This is a genomic window from Lactiplantibacillus brownii (assembly GCF_031085375.1).
In the GTDB taxonomy this organism is placed as follows: domain Bacteria; phylum Bacillota; class Bacilli; order Lactobacillales; family Lactobacillaceae; genus Lactiplantibacillus; species Lactiplantibacillus brownii.
In genome coordinates this window covers 2844689-2864466 of record NZ_JAVCWF010000001.1, presented here as the reverse complement: position 1 = coordinate 2864466, position 19778 = coordinate 2844689, and the positions used below count along the sequence as shown (strand labels likewise).

Sequence of the window (19778 nt, the reverse complement as noted above, 5' to 3'; positions counted from 1 at the left end):
TTAATCGACCGCTTTCTTGAGCTCGATTTCAAAGTTGGATTTTGGCCGCGCGCCAACCATGTGACTAATGACTTGCCCATCCTTTTTGATTAGGAAGGTTGGAATACCTTGAACTTGGAATTGACTGGCAACTTCTTGGTCATTATCCACATTCAATGAGACAAAGTTGACCTTGTCCTTGTAAGCAGGATCTTCGGACAGTGATTGCAGGATTGGGTCCATCATTTTACATGGCGGACACCAGTCGGCACGAAAGTCGACAACGGCAATCCCGGTATCAGTTTCTTTAGCAAAATCTTGATCGTGAATTTCTTTAATCATGGTCATTCCTCCAATTGTGTGGTGATTAACTGTTATCAATATACCCCCATGGGTATCTAAAAACAACTTATTTGTTCGTCCTCGTTTTAATTAAAAAACATATCAAGGGGGAATGGACATCTAATCTTTGAAATTTGTGATAAATTACTAGTCTTTATCCAGAAGTTAGTGTGATAATTAGAATTACTAGATAGTTGGTGTAGACTGTTTTAACAATAGGAGGGCATGCCCGATGTTAATGTATGTGGATTCGAATCTTTTTGATAGCCCAGCCCAAGTATTAGTGAATACGGTAAATACTGTTGGTGTTATGGGTAAAGGAATTGCGTTGCAATTTAAAAAGCTCTATCCAGAAATGTTTAGAAACTATCAACGTTTTTGTGAGGATGGGAAATTAACTATTGGAAAATTGTATCTTTATAAAACCCCTAATAAGTGGGTTTTAAACTTTCCAACTAAAAAGAATTGGCGAAAAAAATCAAAGTTAACCTATATTGAATCTGGGTTAAAAAAATTTGTGGACACTTATCAAGAAAAAGGAATAGAATCAATTGCATTTCCACAGTTGGGGACTGGTAATGGTGGCCTGGATTGGGAACATGAAGTAAAACCGTTAATGGAAAAGTACTTGCGTAAGTTACCTATCAAAGTATATATACACATCTATACTGGCTGGGAAAAGAAACCAGAATATAAAGATATTAGGGAAATGCGAACTTGGATTGAAAGTGAACCAACTTCATTAAGCTTTACAGAATTTAAACAAGACTTTATCAGTGCACAACCTGGGAGTGATTTCGTTGAAGACCAACGGCGGGTTCGAATTATTGATGGTACTGAAAAAATAGATGTAACAGCCGGAAAATTCATGACAATCAGTGCCGAAAATAAGGAAGCATACGCCATTACGCAATCTAACTTTGTCGACATGTGGACACGGCTACGAGATCAGGGAATATTGTTAGACATTGATTTACCACAAGCGGTGCTAGTGCATCGTGATAATGGCTTTTTAAAGAAACTATTGGTTAAATTGGCTTACATCAAGACTGTTTCGATTACAATTGGCGATGAACATACCACTGCACTGGAATTGCGTAAACAAGTCTCATCTGAAATTTCTAAAAAAGGTCAATCGAAGCAGCCCGATATTTTGATGGAGGGGTAATTATGACGTACTCTGATATTGTAGCAGAACTACTTAATGGCACTAAGACAACTAATTTGAATCCTGCTAAACGGAGATACTGGCCACGCTTTGCTTTTCATTTTACTGATAGTGACAATGTTATTGATATTTTGAAAAGGGGATCATTGATTTCAAGGGCATATGCAGAACAAAATGGTGTCATGGCGAATGATAATGCGAGCAATGAGGTTATCGATCAAACTGAATCAGAAATAAAGAAAATGGTGCGATTATATTTTAGACCACGGACACCAACACAATTTTACAATGAGGGTTTCCAGACGAAGTATAAGCGAGAAAGAAAGCCCTATAATGCCAACTGTCCGGTGCCGGTTTTCTTTTTGTTTGATATGGTTGGACTTTTAAACTTGCCGGCTACTAAATTTTCTAATCGGTCACTGGCTTCGAAAAATGTACCATTATTTAATACACCCGAAGCTTTTAACAACTTGCCCTTTGAACAAATCTATCACGATTCTAGCTTTAATGGATTGGATTATACACAGAAAAAAACAATTACTCATCATAAACATGCTGAAATTGTTGTACCGGATGAGTTGGATTTAAAATTACTCAAATTTATTTACGTCAGATCTATTGCAGAGAAAACAATGTTATTGGCAGAACTGCACGAAGTTGGCATATTCAAATATGATGCAATGATTCAGATTGGGGATGAGTCTACTTTTTATATGGACAGGAATTTTATCCAAAATGTGAGTTTGGATTCAACTAAGTTCACACTTAAATGCAGTGTGCAGGACTCCTATCCTAGCGATTGGGGACATGTACAATATGCAATTAATCCTGACAGCGTGGATCGCTACTTGAATGTGAGCATAAAATCTGTGACACCAACTGGTAGGACTGTGATCTGGCCGAAACCGGGATATAAAGCGTTACTAAATACAACCATGCCGTTTATATTGAATCGACCGGAGTCATCTTATAAACTAGAAGTAAGGATAGATGGTCATCTGGCATATCTAGGTGAATATGATCAAACGAAAGATGAATTGCCATTTTAATTGTGCTGTAGTGCTTAATGTGTCGATGGATGAGGCGTGCTGGCGAGTGAAAGAGGGCTAATGATGACCAATATACATGACGTGGCACGGTTATCGGGTTATTCAGTCTCGACGGTGTCACGGGTGCTGAATCATAAAGATTACGTGACGACCGAAACGCGAGCGGCGGTCCAAAAAGTGATTGATGAGCTGGATTATGTGCCAAATGATGTGGCGCGTGATTTAAGTCGTGGCAAAACGATGACGATTGGTGTCATCTTGCCTAACCTGGACCATCCGTATTTTGTTCAGTTGATTCAAGGCATTACGAAGGCCGCGTTTGTCGCTGATTATCACGTCATTTTGTTATCTTCACGATTTGAGGCTGAGATTGAACGCACTTATTTGGCCGCTTTTCGGCGTAAAGCCTACGATGCCTTAATTTTCACTTCACACGGGTTACCTTTGGCTGAAATTGCGACGTATCAAAAATATGGGCCGATTGTCATCTGTCAGCCACCTCGAGATAGCGGTTTGTCAGCCGCATATGCCCATCGGCGGCAAACTTATGTGCAAGCCTTAACGACATTGAAAGTGCAGGGCTGTCAGCGAGTTGCTTTACTGATGAGTCGGCCGATTGCGGTTAGTGAAACGAGTCAAGCCACGGCGGAAGCTTATCGAATCGTCTATGGGGAGTCACCACGACCAGCAATGTTGGCGACGGATGTCATTACGATGGCGGATGGGCAACGCGCGGCCGAACGGTTTATTGCGTCAGGACAGACTTTTGAGGCGATCTTTGCCAATAGTGATGATATTGCGGTTGGCGTACAGCGTGCTTATCAGCAAGCAAAGTTGCCGGTCCCCGTTTTAATTGGGCAGGAACACCAACTTTCTGGCGAGCTGGCCCAATTTCCAACGATTGATCATCATTGCCAAATCGTTGGGCAACAAGCCTTACAGCTAGCTGTGAGTGGTGAAAAACGGCGGATTGCAATTGATTCTGAGTTTATTAATAATTGGTAGCTGAAATAGGGCTCAACCACGTTTTAATTGATAATTATATCCTGTTTAAATTAGGCAGACTTTGCCTACAAAATGACCACCCTCAAAATATGAAGGTGGTCATTTTAAACTGTTTAAATTTAAGCGGTAGTCGTTGCGGTTCGTTGAACAGGCGCCTTACGCGTCTTATCAAACTTGGTTTGGAAGTTGATTAAGCGCATTGCATTGAAGATAACGACTAGGATGCTGGCTTCGTGGACGAACATCCCACTGGCCATGTAGATGTAGCCGAAGATTAACCCAATGAGCAAGAAGGCGACGGTCGCAATGGCAATGATGATGTTTTCACGCGTATTCAAAACGGTCTTTTTGGCTAAGCCGTGGGCATGAACTAGCGCTGGAAAACTGGATTGCATTAAGACGACGTCGGAAGTATCGATGGCAACGTCGGTCCCACTGCCCATCGCGATCCCAATGTCAGCGTTGGCAATTGAAGGGCTATCGTTGATGCCATCGCCAATGAAGGCAACGGTGTTACCGGCAGTTTTGAGTTTCTTAACGTAATCAACTTTTTCTTCAGGCAAGAGGTTGGCGTGGACTTCGTCAATATTAAGTTCACGTGCAACGGCGTCCGCAGTTAATTCATTGTCACCCGTCAACATAACGAGTCTTTTGATTCCCTGGGCCTTCAATGCGGCTAAGGATTCTTTGACATTTGGCCGCACCGTGTCAGAAATACCGAAGATCAATTGAACGACGCCATCAATAGCCATGATAACGGTTGATTTACCGGCTTGTTGCATGGCACTAAGGTCGTGAGCTTGGTCGGTTGATAAACTAATTTCATGTGCGGTTAACATTTTTTGATTCCCAATAACGACTTGTTGATGGTTAACGTCGGCGCAAATACCTTGGCCTTTAACTGTTTCAGTGTTGTCTAAACTTGGTGCCGGCATAGCTTTAGCGTGACTCCCCGCGTAATCAATGATGGCTTTGCCAAGAGGATGGTCAGAAACGCCTTCAACGGCAGCGGCTAAAGTTAATAGTTGATCTTGGTTCGTTGTGTAAGCTTTGAAGCTTGAAACTGCCGTGTTGCCTTCAGTTAGCGTTCCAGTTTTATCGAAAACGAGCGTATCAACTTTGGCAAAGGTATCAATGACCTCGCCACCTTTGATAAGAATGCCACGTTTAGCACCATTCCCAATTCCGGCAACGTTTGAAACCGGGGCGCCGATAACTAAGGCACCAGGGCAACCAAGCACTAGGACCGTGATGGCTAGTCGGAAGTCACGGGAAAAGACGAACACTAGGGCAGCCAAGACTAGGACAGCTGGGGTATAATATTGCGCGAAGCGGTCGATAAACTTTTCGGCTTTAGACTTGGTGTCTTGCGCTTCTTCAACTAATTCGATGATCTTCGCAAAGGTCGTATCGTCACCAACTTGGGTGGCCTTGATTTTTAAATAGCCGTTTTCAACGATGGTGCCTGAGAAAACTTGATCCTGAAGATTTTTGTTGATCTGACGGGATTCACCAGTGATCGAGGCTTCGTTAATGTAGCCATTGCCTTCAACGACAACGCCATCAACCGGCACTTGGCTCCCAGTTTTAACGAGGACGACATCTCCTTCGTCAACATCATCGACATCGACTTCTTCAGTACCAGTGTCAGTCACTAAAGTCGCAGTAGTTGGTGAGAGGTCTGTTAAGCCTTTAATAGCATTGCGCGTTTTTTGTAGCGTTTTGCTTTCAAGGTAAGAACCGAATAGGAAAAGAAAAGTGACGATGGCTGATTCATTGAATTCACCAATAATGAAGGCCCCGATAACGGCGATACTGACCAAGAGTTCAATACTGAAGACTTTGTTGATCAGAGCGCTCCAGGCTCGAACCGCGATGGGAATCACCGCGATAATGGAAGCAACGGCTAGAATAAGTTGATAGCCGAGGGTAAAGTTGAGTGCGTATTTGCTCAGGAAGCCGAGCACGATGAGGACACCAGTGATCAGCGTGATTTGATTCGTATGTTTGGTTAAGAACTGCTGAAATTTCATTTTAAGGACTCCTTATTTGATTTGATGAGTCTAGTATATAAGCTAGTCCTTGATTAGAAATTGACGTGTATCAAGTTTGCGAAATAAGATTAAAATTTAACGGAGTGATGGCATGAAATACCAAGTAACAACGGCGAATAATCCGATTATACCGGCTTATTTTCAAGGTCGCTGGACCGTAAAGACGATTAAAAATATCCCAGTCATGTTTAGTACGAATTTAGGCGCTGAGCTTTGGTTCCAAGTTCAACGGGCGAGCTATGTCATGATCAGCATGTTAGATTTGGCTGTGGCGGCCGGAGCCTGGATCGCGATTCAGATTGATGGTTTGCCTTATCAGCGTGTGGCCGTCAAAACACTACCATTGCGGCTGACTTTAGACGGTCGGCCACATGTTATTCGTGTGGTGATGAGTGGTAATACGGATCAAGACCCCATTTGGGATGGCACGAGCGGCTTTGCTGTATCAGGGCTAAAAACGGATGGTGACTTACAAGCGGTTAAACCGGGGCAGCATAGCGTGACCTTTATTGGTGACTCGATTACGGCTGGTTGCTGGGTTGCCGGCAAGACGCCCGCAGAAGACTATCGCGGTGAGGCTAATTATGCCGCCATCGCTAGCGATTTATTGGGCGCTCGCAATGTCCGAATTGCGTATAGTGCAATTGGTCTCAATAAGCCAGGCAAAGGTGGTGTTCCGCCATTACCAGCTGTATTGACCGCCATTGATGGTCAGACCGCTTGGCAACCGACTCCCACGGATGTGGTGGTGATTAATGTCGGGACTAACGACGGCTTGGAATCGGCCACCAGTTTCACGGCGTTGCTCAAACAGTTCATTAATCAGGTAGCGTTGTTGTATCCCAATAGTCGTTTAGCCGTGTTGATCCCATTTAATCAACGTTTTGATCAGGTTATTCGGACAGTTGTCCCGGAGTTTATGGACGTACAATTGATTGAAACGGCTGACTGGGAACCAAGTACGACAGATCATGTACATTTGGACTTGGCTGGTTCACAGCTGGCTGGACACTGCTTGGCACAAGCGTTACGCCAGCTATATCCAGAAATTTTTACTGGCTAAGAACTAGCAACGTGCTAAATATCAAAAAGAGCCTGGATTTTTCCAGACTCTTTTTAGCGTTCGCGATGTAGTGGTCGGGCCAATAGTCGTTGATAGGCCGCCGTAACGTTTTCTGGACAGTCAATGTGTCGGATGAACCCAGTCCCCAGTGGGCCATAACCTTGGGGTGTATCCCAAAGTCGTTGGATTTCACCTAATAGTAATTCAGTAAAATAGGCCCTGCGCCAAGCGCCTTGGTAGGCTTGATTCAGGCCAAAGGCGATGGGCTCAAGTTGACTTAATTGAAATGCTGGTGGGAGCAAGCGCGTCAACTGAGTGCTTGCTCCCCAAACTTGTTCAAAGGTTAGTTGCGTGCGTAAAGCCAATAAGGGGTCCTGAACGAGCAAGACTTTTCGCCAACTCGTTGGCGCTAGGGCTAAGGCATGACTGGCGTTGGTGCCGGTATTGGTTGAGGTGCGATCTTGTAAGATCTTGCCATGATAGCCGGCTTGTCGTACCAGTGTTGCCATTAATTCAGCTTCACTCAAATTATAGGTGACGCCCATGTTTTGGCGTAAATACTTGGTGGCATGGCCGATCCCGCCAGCGATAATCAGAGTTGGTAATTGTTGCTCGGTGGCGACTCGTGCTGCCAGTTGGGCAGTTAAGGGTAGACTATTGCCACATAATACTAACCCGTCGATGTCAGCCAGTTTTGGCGCTGGTTTTGTTAACCAAGCTAAACAGCGATTTAAGTCTGTAAGTTCACTCATGGTCGGCCTCCGGTTTAATCCCAAAATGGGCCGCTGCCGCACCAAAATTGAACCGTTCATAGTGGACGCCTTCAAAGCCCGCTTGTTCAAACAGGATGACGAGTTGTTGATAGCTGACGAAGTGGCGCGTGGTTTCTTGTAGATAAGAATATTCTTGATATTGATGGGCAAAAATCCGGCCAAAGAAAGGCACAACCTTGGTAAAGTACCACTGCCAGACTGGTTTGATTACTGGTTGGTCGGGTTGTGAGGTTTCCAAGCAGACCAGTTGAGCACCAGGTTTGAGAACCCGATAGATTTCGGCTAAGGCTTGTCGTTTGTCTGGCAAGTTCCGCAAGCCAAAACCAATGGTGACTAAGTCAAAGCTGTTGGTTTTAAAGGGGAGGTGCATGGCGTTGCCACGTCGGAGCCAAACACGATCCGTTAATTTTGCTTGGGTCACTTTCTGTTGCGCGATTTTTAACATCGGGGCAGAAAAATCGAAACCAATGACTTCGCCAGTGGGGCCAAGTTCCTTGGCGATTGCGATGGTCCAATCCCCGGTACCACAACACAAATCTAGTGCTTGCGCGTTGGGAGCGAGTGAGATTTGTGCCATCGTTTGCTTGCGCCAATGCCGATGAGTGCCCAGACTAATAATATTGTTCATGCGATCGTAGTTCGGGGCAATCGTATCGAAAAGCCCGTGAACATTATGTAAATAACGGTTTGCCATTGGATCGTGACCTCCTTGAAGTAACGCTGTATAGCTCTACTATAGCAGATGTTGTTGCAATTAACTTTTGAAAAAGACTCCCATTTGACTTGTGAGTCAACAGCCCGGTATAACGGGGTGCTTATCTTAACGTAACAGTGCCAAAAAAACACGAGCTTGGGCGATAGACCCGCGGCTCGTGTTTCAGTTGCAATTTAATGGTTAGCAGCCACCAATTCCACCAAACATGATTGGCGACATGACGATGCCGACCGCGATGTTGCGTTTGCGCATCTCATCCGCATCGATTTTGCCACGCTTAACGTCGGCTTGCAGTTCATGGTAAATTGCCATGACGGATTCTGGAACTTGGTGATTATGAATGTAATATTTCGAAATGTCATGCGTTAAGTTGGTAATGACATCCAGATAAGGTTGGTCATTATTCAAATCGGTGGCATTTTTCAACAGTAGTTTTTGCATGGCTTGATCATTATTGGCCTGAGCCGCCGTGTAGGCCGCACTCAGTTGATCGGTTAACGTTGCAACTAATTCGTCGTTTGTCTCTTGATCCATGTGGCACCCCCACTTAACTAAATTATATGACAGATCGTTGTGGGCGGCAACAAGACACAAAAAAAGCTGACAACGACTGCCAGCTTTTGCTTAATCAATGATGGACCCTACCGGATTTGAACCGACGACCTCCTACATGCGAAGCAGGCGCTCTCCCAACTGAGCTAAGGGCCCAAGTACAATAATTAGTATACCGCAAAATTGAGCGCTTGCAAGCCCTAACTAGTGCGTTAAATGAGACTTTTCATGATAGTTCAGTGTCAGTTGCTTTTGAGGCTTTTGGTAGTTAACAGAAGTATTCTGATTTTTGAATAGGCGAGAGCGTGAGTCAACGCGAATTCCAATGAACGTTAGCTCGCTAATAGTATTGGCTTTTTCGACTGGCGTGGCCCGCAAATGAAATTCTTGATAAGCCGAAGATTGGCGCTTTAATTGGTGCTCCTGGGATTCAGTGGGCAACTGTTGATTTTCTAATAAACTCTTAATGACGGGACGAATCTCAGGAATGATTGAATGATTCAGCTTTCCAAGTCATCCTATATTTAGTGTAATTGCAAAAGAAACGACATCGCTAGTGACGACTGGCCCGATGATTCTGGCCACCACGAATTTTGTGGACGCGGCGTTTGAATTGCGGCTGGTTTTTACTGACAAATTTAAAATGTTGCATTTTACCATTGAAGACTTGGCCACTTAGGCGCAATTTCAACCAATCTTGCATCACCGTAATCATGCTGTTGGCTTGGTCGCTTCGCAGCTGATCATGGTTCTGTTGCGCGAGCGGTAAGAGGTTGGTCTCTAATTGGTGAACTAATTTTTGATGATAAGCCAATAATTCTGGCGTCAGTGGGGCATCCGTATAGGAATTGAATAATTTTTGAATCGTTTGGAACGCATCTTTAAGGTCATTTGGTTGGTAATAACGGTTATTCATATTTGGCAAGTGACTTTCCCCCTTAACAACATTCAGTATAACAAATTTTGATTGAAATCAACGGTAAAGAATAGCTATCTAGCCCGTTTCCCGTTAAAATGAGGGTATTCAAGGGGGTGCCATTATGGCCGAGACAACTGTATTGATGAGTGAAGCGGAACAAATTCTGAATCAAGCCTATGACAACTTTAAACAAATCCAGCTACAGCGTTCGAAAGAAGCCTTATTTGAGAATGCTAACGAGATTTTCACGGTTAGTAAAATTGCGGATGCGACCCTATTGTACTTATTTGATGATGTAATCGCCCAGCGAGTGGTTGAGTTGGGTGATGCCGTGCTTGCCACGATGTATGAGCAGGCCAGTCAGACTGAATTTTTAAAATTGAATTTCACTGGCAACGATGTACGGTGGTTATTGGGCCTGCCCAGAACCCATCATCGGCACCGTGCGATGTAACGAAAAACGAAGGGACGTGATTAAATCATGCCCTTTCTTTTATTTTTTATGATAATTTTTAATTTTTTGTAAAAAAGTTTCGAAAAAATTAGCAAAAGTGGTGAATTATTGACCACCTTGAAACGCCGTGGTTGAGGCGTTTTGAAATTTGAATGTTACGTTTGTGGTATATTGTTAAGGTTCTGTAATCTTCGTAACATATTGTTATTTCGTTGGTACTTGTATGTAACACTAATTGAGTAGTATAGACATTGGCTTGAAGTACATATGCGTGACATTCTTCTTGGAGTGATCATCATTAAAATGAAAGTAAATATTAAACAAGTTATGTTAGGGACAGCTGCTTTAGCCGGTTTAATGGTAACCAGCCAAGCAGTCGCAAACGCTGATTCAATGACCATCAAATCTGGGGACACGGTTTGGGCCTATTCACAAAAATATCACGTTGCCATTAACGATATTGTTAAGCAAAACCATTTAGGTAGCGCAGACTTAATCATCGCTGGCCAAAAGATTAACATCCCTGGTGTTAAAACTTCTGACAACTCAAAGACAACAACTACTGCTAGTGCAAGCAGTGTTAAGTCAACGAGTGCTGCTACTTCAACAAGTAGTCAAGCAACCAGCGCCGTTGCAACGAGCTCAACTGTTACTAGTGCAAGTAGCACGAGCCAAGCAGCTTCAAGCAGCAGCGTAGCTTCAACGAGTGCCGCTGTTCAATCAAGCACTTCAACTGCTAGTGCAAGCAGCAGTGTCGCATCAAGCGCCGCTTCTACTTCACAAAGCTCAAGTGTTGTTAGCCAAGCTAGTCAAAGTTCAGTTGCTTCACAAAGTTCAACGAGCCAAAGTGCAGTAACGTCACAAAGTTCAAACACAACTAGCTATTCTTCACAAAACACTAGCTCACAAAGTACCAGTTCACAAAGCTCAAACAGTACTGCTAGCCAAAGTTCAACTCGGACAACGGCTACTGCTTACCGTGCCGCTTCAACAACGACTCGTTCAGCATCAACTAGTACTGCTGTAAGTGCCAGCTCAGCTATTTCAGCTGCTTACACTTTGGTGGGCACACCTTACGAACAATTAGACTGTTCAGCATTTACGCAAAAAGCCTTTGCAATGGCTGGACGTCAAATTGGCCGGACTACTTACGCTCAAGCAACAATTGGCTCACATGTTTCATTCGGCCAAGCTCAAGCTGGCGACTTAGTATTCTGGGGTTCTGACAGTGCACCTTATCACGTTGCGATCTACTTAGGCGGCGGCCAATATATTGGTGCCCATGACTATGGTGATCCAGCTTCTGTTAAGAGTACCGCTTACTACACACCAAGCTTTGCAATCCATATGTAATCAAAATTAACGTCATTGACGTTAATCACGAGTCGTTCATCTTTGATGAGCGGCTTTTTTTTTGCTGTCTTAGGGTGCTTAACCAGGAAAACTGGCAAATTGGGCTGCTCGAATAACGTTGAAAACAAAAAAGACACCCAATGAGATGGATGTCTAAAACGGCCGGCTTATTTAGGCCTTCGCTTTGCTGTTCATATACTTTTTCAACAGTTGTAATTCGTCTTGCGTTGGTGTTGCTTCGCCAGATTTAATATTATGAATCCGCTCGACAGATATTTGGCTGCCGAAAGCTAAATCACCGTCTGTGAGATGGTGCTGACGTTCGAAAGCAATCAGTTTCTCTGACAATTGGCTCAATGGTAGTTCCATGCTCCTCACCCCGATTATTAGAATTCGTAAAAGTTCAGTGCGGTAACTGATACTTTTATTATAACCTTAAATCGGGAAAAACGGGGCAAGAATGGCTAACGAGTTACTTTGTCAGTTAATTGTTTTTGCAAATTAACTAGCACATCGGTAATTTCATGTGGCAAGCGGTCATTATGGGTATGTTGATAATGATCAACGAAGTTAGCTCGAATCCCTAAACGAGTGGCAACTAAGTGACGATAGTCCTCGTTATCATAATCTACTGGAAAGTCAGCTAGCTTTAAGTTCTGCATGTGATCCAAACCAGCGAATGATTCCCATTCAGTCGTATTATTGACGATGGCTTCAAGCGCGCCTAACGTAATTTCCTTAGGGATCTTCTTGTCACCGAAAAAGCCGGTATTTAATAGGTAGCAATCTAAATGCTGTTCTTCAAATAATGCTTTGAAATCATGATAATCTTCCGATAGGGGATAAACTCGGAAAGGATTAGCAAATGGTTCGATGACTAGCGCATTCCGATCAACATCGCCGACGATATTTTCGGCAGAACTCCGTTTAGTTGCCAAAGTGGCGCCGAAAGTGGCGGCCAAGATGGGGTCATCCACTTTAATGACTGGTGGCAAACTGTCGTCTTTCATGATCCAGAAAATCGCATTAATGGGGGCATTTTCCTTATCGACACGGTTAGTGGAAGCATAACGTGATTTGATTGTCCGACCATTACCATTGCGTAGATCTTCGGTGACGAGAACTTTACGACCCTGATCATCGAGCGTTACGCCGACATTTTGGATTGTCATAAAGTATTTAGTTTCGTTTGAGGTCATCGGATAGTCGTTGGTCTTATCGAAATAAGAAGGCTCCAAGGCAACGGAGCTCCCGTTTTTCCGATTGATCACGAAGGCGTCATCATGTAACACGGTAATGTCATATTTATAACCGTGTTTAGCATGGGTCAAAGTTGATTTGCCAGAACCTGAGAGACCAAACATGGCAAAGACTTGATCTTGTTTGTCCTTGAAGTGGAAAGCCTTTAAGCCGCCATGACAAGAAACGTAACCATGCCGATGTGCAATGGACCAAGCTAAAGTCAGTGTGGACTTTTTGAGTTCGCCAAAGTATGGCATGCCCAAAATAGCGGCCACATTATGTTTAGGATCGAATAACGCCAAGCCATCTGGATAGTCTGGATCATGATAACTTGGGTCAGCATAGATGTAAATATCGCCTTCAGGATAGGCTACGGAGTTATCGAACATCGCTTGGTAATGCTCGGTAATGGGTTGGAAGTTCAGCATATATGAAAGTAAGTTGTTGGCATAACCATCCGGAATGGCTAAATGTGCACGGACGATGAAATCTTCATCTAAACCAACGAGGACATCGGTTTTGATAAAATGTTTTTGTTGTCCGTTATAAACGGCTTGACGTAAGCGACCAGCCATATCAGTCTCATCCACGCCAGCGTCGCCAAGGATTCGGCGGGCTTGGGCGGTCCGACCAACGACTTTACCGGTGTTGTCGATTAACATTTTAGCATCCGCTGGTAAGCCGAGATCGGTTGGCCGATAGATTGGTAAATCGGTTTGAATCGTCCCCGGACCTTGGACGGCTAGTTCATAGGCTGTAGCGACATTAGGAATGTGAGTCATGTTGTTACCATAAAAGGCGGTTTCAATCGTGGAACGAATTTGTGAAAAAATTGGGTTACTACGACCGATATCGGCTAATTTGTATGAATTGTTAGTACTCATGTTGAAAGCCTCCTCGAACATTTGATGATTTAATTCTACCACAGTTCTCAGCATGTGAAAGCGCTTAATTTATTATTATCATTGGCATATAGACTTCTTAAAACTATTGTAACAAATTCGTTTTGGTCAATATTCTCAGCTGAGAATTGTGTCGACTTCAGGATTTAATTATATTGATAATTATTGAGCATGAATTTTAATAAAAATAAGCTAGATCAGCTATTTTTAGAATTTGCGAAAAATAAGTTGCACTGAAAGGTATATTAGTATAGTTTATTTAATGAGGATTCAGACTTAAATGAGCGAATAGTCTATTCGCGTAATCAATCATTAATGAGGTTTATTTAATCGGTGACAAGTGTAATCAGTGGCACTGTCGGCTGTCCTCATTAATAATGAAGGAGGTGGCTTCGGTGCCCCGCAAAAGAAACACACAGCGCCGGATGGAGATCGTGAATACGGCGTTTCGGTTATTTGCCGAAAGTGGTTATGATATGGTCCAAATGAAGGATATTGCGGAAGCTTGCGACATCAGTAAATCGTTGCTACAACACTATTTTCCTAAAAAAATCGTTCTACTAAGTACGATGTTAAATGAGTTGATGTTAAGTGCGTTTACTTATAGTAATGAGCAGTTAACTGCACTGTCAGCCGAGCAGCGGACGATGATTCAGATGAGCTTTTTGTTACGGACGCTGGATGAAAATCCGAAGATCGAACATTTTATTCGTGACGTGTTTGAGAGCCCGGAACTCACGACGGAATTAGTACTAGTAACGCTTGACTGGCTAGAAGCGATTGGGGTCGACGGTGAGACCGCAGTGATTCGGTATGCGATTAATTTCTCAGTATCTGGTGGGATGGCCGTCTTTTTCAAGCGCAAGTTGTTAAGAACTAGTGTTGAGGCGATATCAGAGAATATTGCACAGGCGTTCTACTTGTTACTAGGCGAGGACGCCCAGAAAATCAACCAGATTTACTTGAGTACAGCCAAGTATAATACGGATCGCTACTATCAGCACTTTATTGATTACCTGCATACGCATGCCACAATTGATTTGGCTTCAGAAATAAAAATTTAATATAAAAAATAACTTAATTTCCTTGTATTATGTAAAATATACTAGTACACTTTAAATCGGGGAAATGATAAAAGACGCTTACTAATTAAGAATAACTTTGGAGCGAATTATGAATTATTGACTGATTCAGATTCGACCGTTAGATTGAAAGGGAGATTTTAATATGAACGAAGATATGGAGTTTTTTAACCGATTCAGCCATATGTATTTACACGGCTTCAAGAACCTAGCTGACATGTTCGCGGAACCAGCCACGGAGCACGGAATTACGCTAGACGAATTTTACATCCTTTATGACATTGCAGAAGCTAAGGGTAAGATTCGTTTAATGGATATTGCGGAAACTCATGGCGTAACGCGGTCAGCGATTTCACGGTTAATCGGCCGGTTATTACGCAAAGATTACTTATATCAAGAAGCCGAAGATCATGATCGTCGGAATAAAGTTTTGAAATTAACACCAGAAGGCGCACGAGTAGAACATGTTGTCTTTAGTGAATTGTTACAACGGAACCGCGAATGGCGTCAAGCCTTCAGTTCAGCTAAACAATATCAAACTTTGGACTTAGTTGAAGAATTTATGGATAAGTTTGTCAATGAAAATGCCGGCAAGCAATCTGAAAAGGCCAGTTATGCCGAGGACAAGCGTGCCGAAGCCTAAAACGTACCAGTACCAAGTGTCAATCATTTAAATCAAGTCGTTGAACTGGCTTAAGAGGGCTGGGTCGACGGCTTTTTTTGTAGAGTGTTCATCAAGCCGGTTTGCTTCCGAGCATAGCCTAGCCATTAGTATCATGCGGGTTTGGCATGGTGCTAATGGCGTAGCTAAGCGGAGGACGCAGGCTTGATGAACACGTTTCGACTATAATGATAGGGAGACTAAGAACAAAATAGTGGTTTGATTGTCGCCTTACCGGTTGGGTCATTTTAGGGCTGGAACGTGGTGGGCACGTTTGTGAGCCAAACGGCGGTCTCACAAGCCGACCTTTGACTAACCTGCCGGAAAGTTCACCGCCAGCTAAGTCAAATTTCACCACTGAGCCCTAAAATGACCCAACCTCACGGCTTTGAGAGTGTCAGTAAAGAAGCCATTCAATTAGACTTGATCGGCCAAATGATTCATATAGCAATTTTGTTAATAGGTATTGCTATTAGTTGTTTTAGTCACAATATATTGGGTGTGATGCCGGTTAAAATAAGGTTCTAGCCGACTGCCACTTAGGTCACGTTTCCGTGTCGTTTCCGACCAACCAGTGCAACGAACTTAGTCGATCTACCCATCTTTGATGCCAAAAAACGCCAAATAAAAAGACCAGTCACACGCCTAAACATCGCGGGTGTGACTGGTCTTTTTAATGATCAAGACTAACCGAAAATGGATTTGATGATGGAACTAAAGAAGTTCACCACGGCGGTCCAGACTTTTTGCAGTAAGTTTTGATTTTCGGGCGTATTTAATTTGCTAAAGATCCCTTTGGCATTCGATTGAATATTCTTCATCAATGAATTGGCCTGAGTTTTGAAACTTGAAGAGTCCAAAGCCCCAGAATCACGGATTTTGACTAATAAGTTAATAATTTCTGTTTTCTGATTATTGGTAATGACATTAGTTAAGTTATTATTAGTGATCTGTTGGTTCACAATAGTTGTGATTTCATTTTTGGTTACATTACTGCCCTTTTTAGCCATAGCGGCCTTGGCACCGGCCACGGCATTATTTAATTGGGCATCAGAGTAGCCATCTTTGTTCTTGTTGGCGCTAGTAATGCCACTCAAGGTGCTTAGCTCGCTCTGTGCGGCATTAACTTGTTGCGTATTTAATGCATTACCATTCTTCGCATAAGCTGCGTAGACGCCTGCTAAGGCACCAGAACCGTCAATGGAAGTCGCTGAAGTCACGTAAATGTTGGCGTCGGTGATCCCGGCAGTTAAAGCCGCATTTTTGTATTGATCAGCAGTAATCGTGGTAATGTTGTTTGTGCCGTTGTAATCAAGAATTTTAACATTGATACCGGAACCAGAACTGGTTTTTTGAATCATGGCACTTGACCAAACCCCTGAGCTACTCGTGAAACTTTCACCAGCTGGATTAAGATATTTGACCAAGGTATCGCCATTGACCGTCAAAGTTTGGTAATTATCGCCATTCAAGCTGGCAGTCAAGGTGCTAATGGTACCGCTCTTTTGACTACTAGTTAGGCTACTACCCAAGGTGACGATTGGTTCGTCGGAACTATCATCAGCGTGAGCAACGAGTTGATAGCTACCGATACTTAATAATATGGCGGCTATTAAGCCGAGCCATTTAAACTGTCGTTTCATCATAAAAGATTCCCTCCGCATCTTAACTAATGCACCTTGAATTATAGCAGACTGATGATTCAAGTGTTCAATGACTGCCATAATTTGATAGACTCATAAACATTTTTAGATTTATTTATTATTTGCCGATAACGCTGGGGTTCGCTATACTCGGGGTAACTAATGAAGGGTGGGCGGTATTATGACACGACATCGCGTCATTAACAGTTTGAGCTATCTTAGTATTTTATTTCTACCAGTCTTATTTCCACTGATTGTTTGGGCCTTGACAGGCGATGACCCAGAAATTCATCGGCCGGCTGGTCAAGCGTTTTGGGTCCAACTACTCCCCACAATCATGGGACTCATCTTTTTGATTACTTTAGCTGTTTCAGGATTTTATATGGATAATTTGGTGCATAGTGGTTGGCTGGCAATCGTACTCCTAGCCGTTTTAGTCCTCGTCGCGTTGGGGAGTTATTTATACGCGCTCGTTCGTGGGATTATGTACCTGGTCAGTGAGTAGTTTTCTATAAGGAAGGTGTTAGTGATGACAAACTCACAAAAATTAACGCCGCAAGCGACCACTGAAGCTTTCATGGTTCAGTTTTGGCAGCACGGCTACGCGCAAACAACCGTTGATGAATTAATTACAGTTGGTCAGTTATCACGGTCACAATTTTATCGGCACTATCGCAGTAAATCGGTTGCGTTACGACGGAGTTTGCAAGCCTATCAAACCATCTTGGACGAACAGTTGACTCAACTCATTCAACGTGATCACGCCATGGGAACGCCACTAACGGCATTGTTAGCCGATTGTCTATTGATGCCATTTCAAAGTGAACGTTGGCCCGCGGGCTGTTTAATGGTTAATTTGATGGCAGAATTAGGGGATCAAGATGCCTTGATTGCGGATCAAACCCAAGCCATCTACGCTGATCTGCAAACGCGATTGGTGGGATTATTGAGTCCGCATGCGAGTGATCTAGCTGTAACGGTGTCAATGGTCGCGACGAGTTTGATGCAAGTGCGTACCGGGTTACAAGTGCTAGCCAAACAACATCCGAGTGCTGCACAGTTAAAACAACAGGCCATGGCAAGTGTTGACTTGATCATTAGGGGGCAATAAGCGTGGTAAAAATTGAAATTGTTTTAGGTGATATTACGAAATGTCCGGTAGATGCGATTGTAAATGCCGCAAATACAAGTTTATTAGGTGGCGGCGGTGTGGATGGTGCGATTCATCGCGCGGCTGGGCCAGAATTACTAGCCGCGTGTCGGCCATTGCACGGTTGTGCCACTGGAGAAGCCAAGATCACGCCTGGTTTTCGACTACCAGCAAAATATGTGGTACATACGCCAGGACCCATTTGGCAAGGTGGTCAGCATCATGAGTTGACACTACTGGCGAACAGTTATCGGAACAGTTTAAACTTGGCCGCTGAGCATGGTTGTCAAACGGTCGCTTTTCCATCGATCAGCACCGGGGTGTATCATTTCCCGTTAGCCATGGCAGCTGAAATTGCTTTGCGGACGCTACGGGATACTGCCGCGGCGACGGCTAAAGGCGTCCAGTTGATTCAGATGGTTTGTTTTGATGAACAAACCAAAAAGGCCTACGAGACTGCCTTAGCGTCGTTGTTAGCCTAAACTTTACAAATTTCTTACCTTCAAACGCTATTCACTAGCCGTCAGCATTGCTATAATTAAATAGCTTAATCCGGCTGCAAGTCAGTGAAACGTTCTTTAACTAACCATGCAGCTGGCAGAACTGTCGGGGAAGTTGTGATCAAACCGGGCTTGCATATGGGGCACGCGCCGGCTTAAAAGAAAGGAATCTGACCTTGTTAGATATGATTAAAGCGGTGATCCTGGGGATTGTCGAAGGGATTACCGAATTCTTACCAATTAGTTCAACTGGACATTTAGTGTTAGTTGATGAATTCATTAAGATGCAACAGTCAACGCAATTCACGGATATGTTCAATGTTGTGATCCAATTAGGGGCGATTATGGCGGTGGTTGTGCTATATTTCCATAAATTAAATCCGCTATCCCCACGAAAGAACCGCACTGAAAAGCATGATACTTGGATCTTATGGAGCAAAGTCATCTTAGCCGTAATTCCATCAGTAATTATTGGCTTGCCATTAAATGACTGGATGGATGCACATTTGATGAATTGGGCAGTCGTTTCGGCGACCCTGATCATTTATGGGATTCTCTTCATTGTGATTGAAAATCATAACAAGCAACTCACACCAAAATTTGGTGATTTGAAGACGTTGCCTTATACGACAGCGCTCTTCATCGGTTGTTTCCAATTGCTTTCGTTAGTGCCAGGGACATCACGTTCTGGTGCCACGATCTTAGGGGCCATTTTGATTGGGACGTCGCGTTACGTCGCAACTGAATTCTCCTTCTTCATGGCGATTCCAACGATGTTTGGGGCGTCACTGTTGAAACTGTATAAGTATTTCGATCACGGCAATTCTTTGGCCGGCTTACAAGGGGCAGTCTTAGCGGTTGGGGTCATTGTGTCCTTCGTAGTTGCCTACTTATCCATCCGCTTCTTGCTAGACTACATCAAGAAGAACGACTTTAAGGCTTTCGGTTGGTACCGAATTGTCTTAGGGGCTGTAGTCATTGCATACTTTACCTTAATTAACTAAAAATTGAAATTTTTTAAAACACCACTTTAAACCGCAACGAGGTCAATCGTTGCTAGTTTAAAGTGGTGTTTTTGATTTAGTATCAGGATATTGATTTGTTTTGCACATTTAACCCAATTCTTAACAACATTTGAGGATAAATGACCAATGATTCTGCCGTGACAACCG

21 protein-coding genes and 1 tRNA gene are annotated in these 19778 nt (G+C 43.5%); 12 read left to right on the top strand and 10 right to left on the bottom strand.

Annotated elements, in window-relative coordinates:
- On the bottom strand, positions 1-321 hold the full coding sequence (locus RA086_RS13390; protein WP_137626139.1) for a thioredoxin family protein: 321 nt from the start codon (positions 319-321) through the stop codon (positions 1-3).
- Positions 322-553: 232 nt separating this feature from the next.
- Here RA086_RS13390 and RA086_RS13385 point away from each other — a divergent pair, with 232 nt between their 5' ends.
- Genes RA086_RS13385 through RA086_RS13375 form a run of 3 tightly spaced genes read left to right on the top strand, consistent with a single transcriptional unit; the run spans position 554 to position 3543 of the window.
- Positions 554-1489, top strand: a complete 936-nt coding sequence (locus RA086_RS13385) for a macro domain-containing protein (RefSeq protein ID WP_308704272.1) — start codon at positions 554-556, stop codon at positions 1487-1489.
- A 2-nt stretch (positions 1490-1491) separates the two neighbouring features.
- Positions 1492-2538: a DarT ssDNA thymidine ADP-ribosyltransferase family protein gene (locus RA086_RS13380; RefSeq protein ID WP_308704271.1), complete on the top strand. Its 1047-nt coding sequence runs from the start codon at positions 1492-1494 to the stop codon at positions 2536-2538.
- Between the two features lie 60 nt (positions 2539-2598).
- A complete protein-coding gene (locus tag RA086_RS13375) occupies positions 2599-3543 on the top strand; it encodes a LacI family DNA-binding transcriptional regulator (RefSeq protein ID WP_407659072.1) in 945 nt (314 codons plus the stop codon).
- Between the two features lie 119 nt (positions 3544-3662).
- Here RA086_RS13375 and RA086_RS13370 read toward each other — a convergent pair whose 3' ends face one another.
- Entirely contained in the window at positions 3663-5576 is a 1914-nt protein-coding gene (locus tag RA086_RS13370; protein ID WP_308704270.1) for a heavy metal translocating P-type ATPase, read from the bottom strand.
- 112 nt (positions 5577-5688) lie between these two features.
- Between RA086_RS13370 and RA086_RS13365 the strand changes: the two genes are divergently transcribed.
- Positions 5689-6660 carry an SGNH/GDSL hydrolase family protein gene (locus RA086_RS13365; RefSeq protein WP_308704269.1) on the top strand — a complete coding sequence of 324 codons (972 nt, stop codon included), beginning with the start codon at positions 5689-5691 and terminating at the stop codon, positions 6658-6660.
- Between the two features lie 53 nt (positions 6661-6713).
- On the opposite strand, the gene RA086_RS13360 is transcribed toward RA086_RS13365, so the two are convergent.
- From RA086_RS13360 to RA086_RS13340, 5 genes are all read right to left on the bottom strand, one after another.
- Positions 6714-7412 (bottom strand): YdcF family protein, encoded by a 699-nt coding sequence (locus RA086_RS13360; RefSeq protein ID WP_308704268.1) that lies wholly within the window; start codon positions 7410-7412, stop codon positions 6714-6716.
- Positions 7405-8127 carry a demethylmenaquinone methyltransferase gene (locus RA086_RS13355; protein WP_308704267.1) on the bottom strand — a complete coding sequence of 241 codons (723 nt, stop codon included), beginning with the start codon at positions 8125-8127 and terminating at the stop codon, positions 7405-7407. The genes RA086_RS13360 and RA086_RS13355 overlap by 8 nt, the downstream gene beginning before the upstream one ends.
- Positions 8128-8328: 201 nt before the next feature.
- Positions 8329-8682, bottom strand: coding sequence for a bacteriocin immunity protein (locus RA086_RS13350; RefSeq protein WP_308704266.1), 354 nt, complete (start codon positions 8680-8682; stop codon positions 8329-8331).
- A gap of 101 nt (positions 8683-8783) precedes the next feature.
- Positions 8784-8856 (bottom strand) — tRNA-Ala (locus RA086_RS13345).
- A gap of 397 nt (positions 8857-9253) precedes the next feature.
- Positions 9254-9625 (bottom strand): hypothetical protein, encoded by a 372-nt coding sequence (locus RA086_RS13340; RefSeq protein ID WP_308704265.1) that lies wholly within the window; start codon positions 9623-9625, stop codon positions 9254-9256.
- A 115-nt stretch (positions 9626-9740) separates the two neighbouring features.
- Between RA086_RS13340 and RA086_RS13335 the strand changes: the two genes are divergently transcribed.
- Positions 9741-10073 (top strand): hypothetical protein, encoded by a 333-nt coding sequence (locus RA086_RS13335; RefSeq protein ID WP_308704264.1) that lies wholly within the window; start codon positions 9741-9743, stop codon positions 10071-10073.
- Between the two features lie 303 nt (positions 10074-10376).
- On the top strand, positions 10377-11426 hold the full coding sequence (locus RA086_RS13330) for a C40 family peptidase (protein ID WP_308704263.1): 1050 nt from the start codon (positions 10377-10379) through the stop codon (positions 11424-11426).
- A gap of 171 nt (positions 11427-11597) precedes the next feature.
- Here RA086_RS13330 and RA086_RS13325 read toward each other — a convergent pair whose 3' ends face one another.
- A complete protein-coding gene (locus RA086_RS13325; protein ID WP_308704262.1) occupies positions 11598-11795 on the bottom strand; it encodes an LBP_cg2779 family protein in 198 nt (65 codons plus the stop codon).
- A gap of 95 nt (positions 11796-11890) precedes the next feature.
- Positions 11891-13552: a phosphoenolpyruvate carboxykinase (ATP) gene (locus tag RA086_RS13320; protein ID WP_308704261.1), complete on the bottom strand. Its 1662-nt coding sequence runs from the start codon at positions 13550-13552 to the stop codon at positions 11891-11893.
- A 443-nt stretch (positions 13553-13995) separates the two neighbouring features.
- Between RA086_RS13320 and RA086_RS13315 the strand changes: the two genes are divergently transcribed.
- The gene (locus tag RA086_RS13315) at positions 13996-14634 is read left to right on the top strand and encodes a TetR/AcrR family transcriptional regulator (protein WP_308704485.1); all 639 of its coding nucleotides are present in this window, start codon (positions 13996-13998) and stop codon (positions 14632-14634) included.
- Positions 14635-14797: 163 nt separating this feature from the next.
- Positions 14798-15295 (top strand): MarR family winged helix-turn-helix transcriptional regulator, encoded by a 498-nt coding sequence (locus tag RA086_RS13310; RefSeq protein ID WP_308704260.1) that lies wholly within the window; start codon positions 14798-14800, stop codon positions 15293-15295.
- 704 nt (positions 15296-15999) lie between these two features.
- Here the strand turns inward: RA086_RS13310 and RA086_RS13305 are convergent.
- The gene (locus RA086_RS13305; protein WP_407659098.1) at positions 16000-16956 is read right to left on the bottom strand and encodes a DUF1002 domain-containing protein; all 957 of its coding nucleotides are present in this window, start codon (positions 16954-16956) and stop codon (positions 16000-16002) included.
- Positions 16957-17137: 181 nt separating this feature from the next.
- On the opposite strand from RA086_RS13305, the gene RA086_RS13300 reads away from it, so the two are divergent.
- From RA086_RS13300 to RA086_RS13285, 4 genes are all read left to right on the top strand, one after another.
- On the top strand, positions 17138-17461 hold the full coding sequence (locus RA086_RS13300) for a DUF4870 domain-containing protein (RefSeq protein ID WP_308704258.1): 324 nt from the start codon (positions 17138-17140) through the stop codon (positions 17459-17461).
- 24 nt (positions 17462-17485) lie between these two features.
- A complete protein-coding gene (locus tag RA086_RS13295) occupies positions 17486-18067 on the top strand; it encodes a TetR/AcrR family transcriptional regulator (RefSeq protein ID WP_308704257.1) in 582 nt (193 codons plus the stop codon).
- 2 nt (positions 18068-18069) lie between these two features.
- Complete coding sequence (locus RA086_RS13290) at positions 18070-18588, top strand: O-acetyl-ADP-ribose deacetylase (protein WP_308704256.1); 519 nt, start codon at positions 18070-18072, stop codon at positions 18586-18588.
- Between the two features lie 194 nt (positions 18589-18782).
- On the top strand, positions 18783-19610 hold the full coding sequence (locus tag RA086_RS13285) for an undecaprenyl-diphosphate phosphatase (RefSeq protein ID WP_308704255.1): 828 nt from the start codon (positions 18783-18785) through the stop codon (positions 19608-19610).
- Positions 19611-19778 lie beyond the last annotated feature (168 nt).

Coding starts and splice junctions, on each gene's coding strand:
- RA086_RS13390 (WP_137626139.1), bottom strand. CDS start 321: ATGATTAAAGAAATTCACGATCAAGATTTTGCTAAAGAAACTGATACC.
- RA086_RS13385 (WP_308704272.1), top strand. CDS start 554: ATGTTAATGTATGTGGATTCGAATCTTTTTGATAGCCCAGCCCAAGTA.
- RA086_RS13380 (WP_308704271.1), top strand. CDS start 1,492: ATGACGTACTCTGATATTGTAGCAGAACTACTTAATGGCACTAAGACA.
- RA086_RS13375 (WP_407659072.1), top strand. CDS start 2,599: ATGATGACCAATATACATGACGTGGCACGGTTATCGGGTTATTCAGTC.
- RA086_RS13370 (WP_308704270.1), bottom strand. CDS start 5,576: ATGAAATTTCAGCAGTTCTTAACCAAACATACGAATCAAATCACGCTG.
- RA086_RS13365 (WP_308704269.1), top strand. CDS start 5,689: ATGAAATACCAAGTAACAACGGCGAATAATCCGATTATACCGGCTTAT.
- RA086_RS13360 (WP_308704268.1), bottom strand. CDS start 7,412: ATGAGTGAACTTACAGACTTAAATCGCTGTTTAGCTTGGTTAACAAAA.
- RA086_RS13355 (WP_308704267.1), bottom strand. CDS start 8,127: ATGGCAAACCGTTATTTACATAATGTTCACGGGCTTTTCGATACGATT.
- RA086_RS13350 (WP_308704266.1), bottom strand. CDS start 8,682: ATGGATCAAGAGACAAACGACGAATTAGTTGCAACGTTAACCGATCAA.
- RA086_RS13335 (WP_308704264.1), top strand. CDS start 9,741: ATGGCCGAGACAACTGTATTGATGAGTGAAGCGGAACAAATTCTGAAT.
- RA086_RS13330 (WP_308704263.1), top strand. CDS start 10,377: ATGAAAGTAAATATTAAACAAGTTATGTTAGGGACAGCTGCTTTAGCC.
- RA086_RS13325 (WP_308704262.1), bottom strand. CDS start 11,795: ATGGAACTACCATTGAGCCAATTGTCAGAGAAACTGATTGCTTTCGAA.
- RA086_RS13320 (WP_308704261.1), bottom strand. CDS start 13,552: ATGAGTACTAACAATTCATACAAATTAGCCGATATCGGTCGTAGTAAC.
- RA086_RS13315 (WP_308704485.1), top strand. CDS start 13,996: ATGGAGATCGTGAATACGGCGTTTCGGTTATTTGCCGAAAGTGGTTAT.
- RA086_RS13310 (WP_308704260.1), top strand. CDS start 14,798: ATGAACGAAGATATGGAGTTTTTTAACCGATTCAGCCATATGTATTTA.
- RA086_RS13305 (WP_407659098.1), bottom strand. CDS start 16,956: ATGAAACGACAGTTTAAATGGCTCGGCTTAATAGCCGCCATATTATTA.
- RA086_RS13300 (WP_308704258.1), top strand. CDS start 17,138: ATGACACGACATCGCGTCATTAACAGTTTGAGCTATCTTAGTATTTTA.
- RA086_RS13295 (WP_308704257.1), top strand. CDS start 17,486: ATGACAAACTCACAAAAATTAACGCCGCAAGCGACCACTGAAGCTTTC.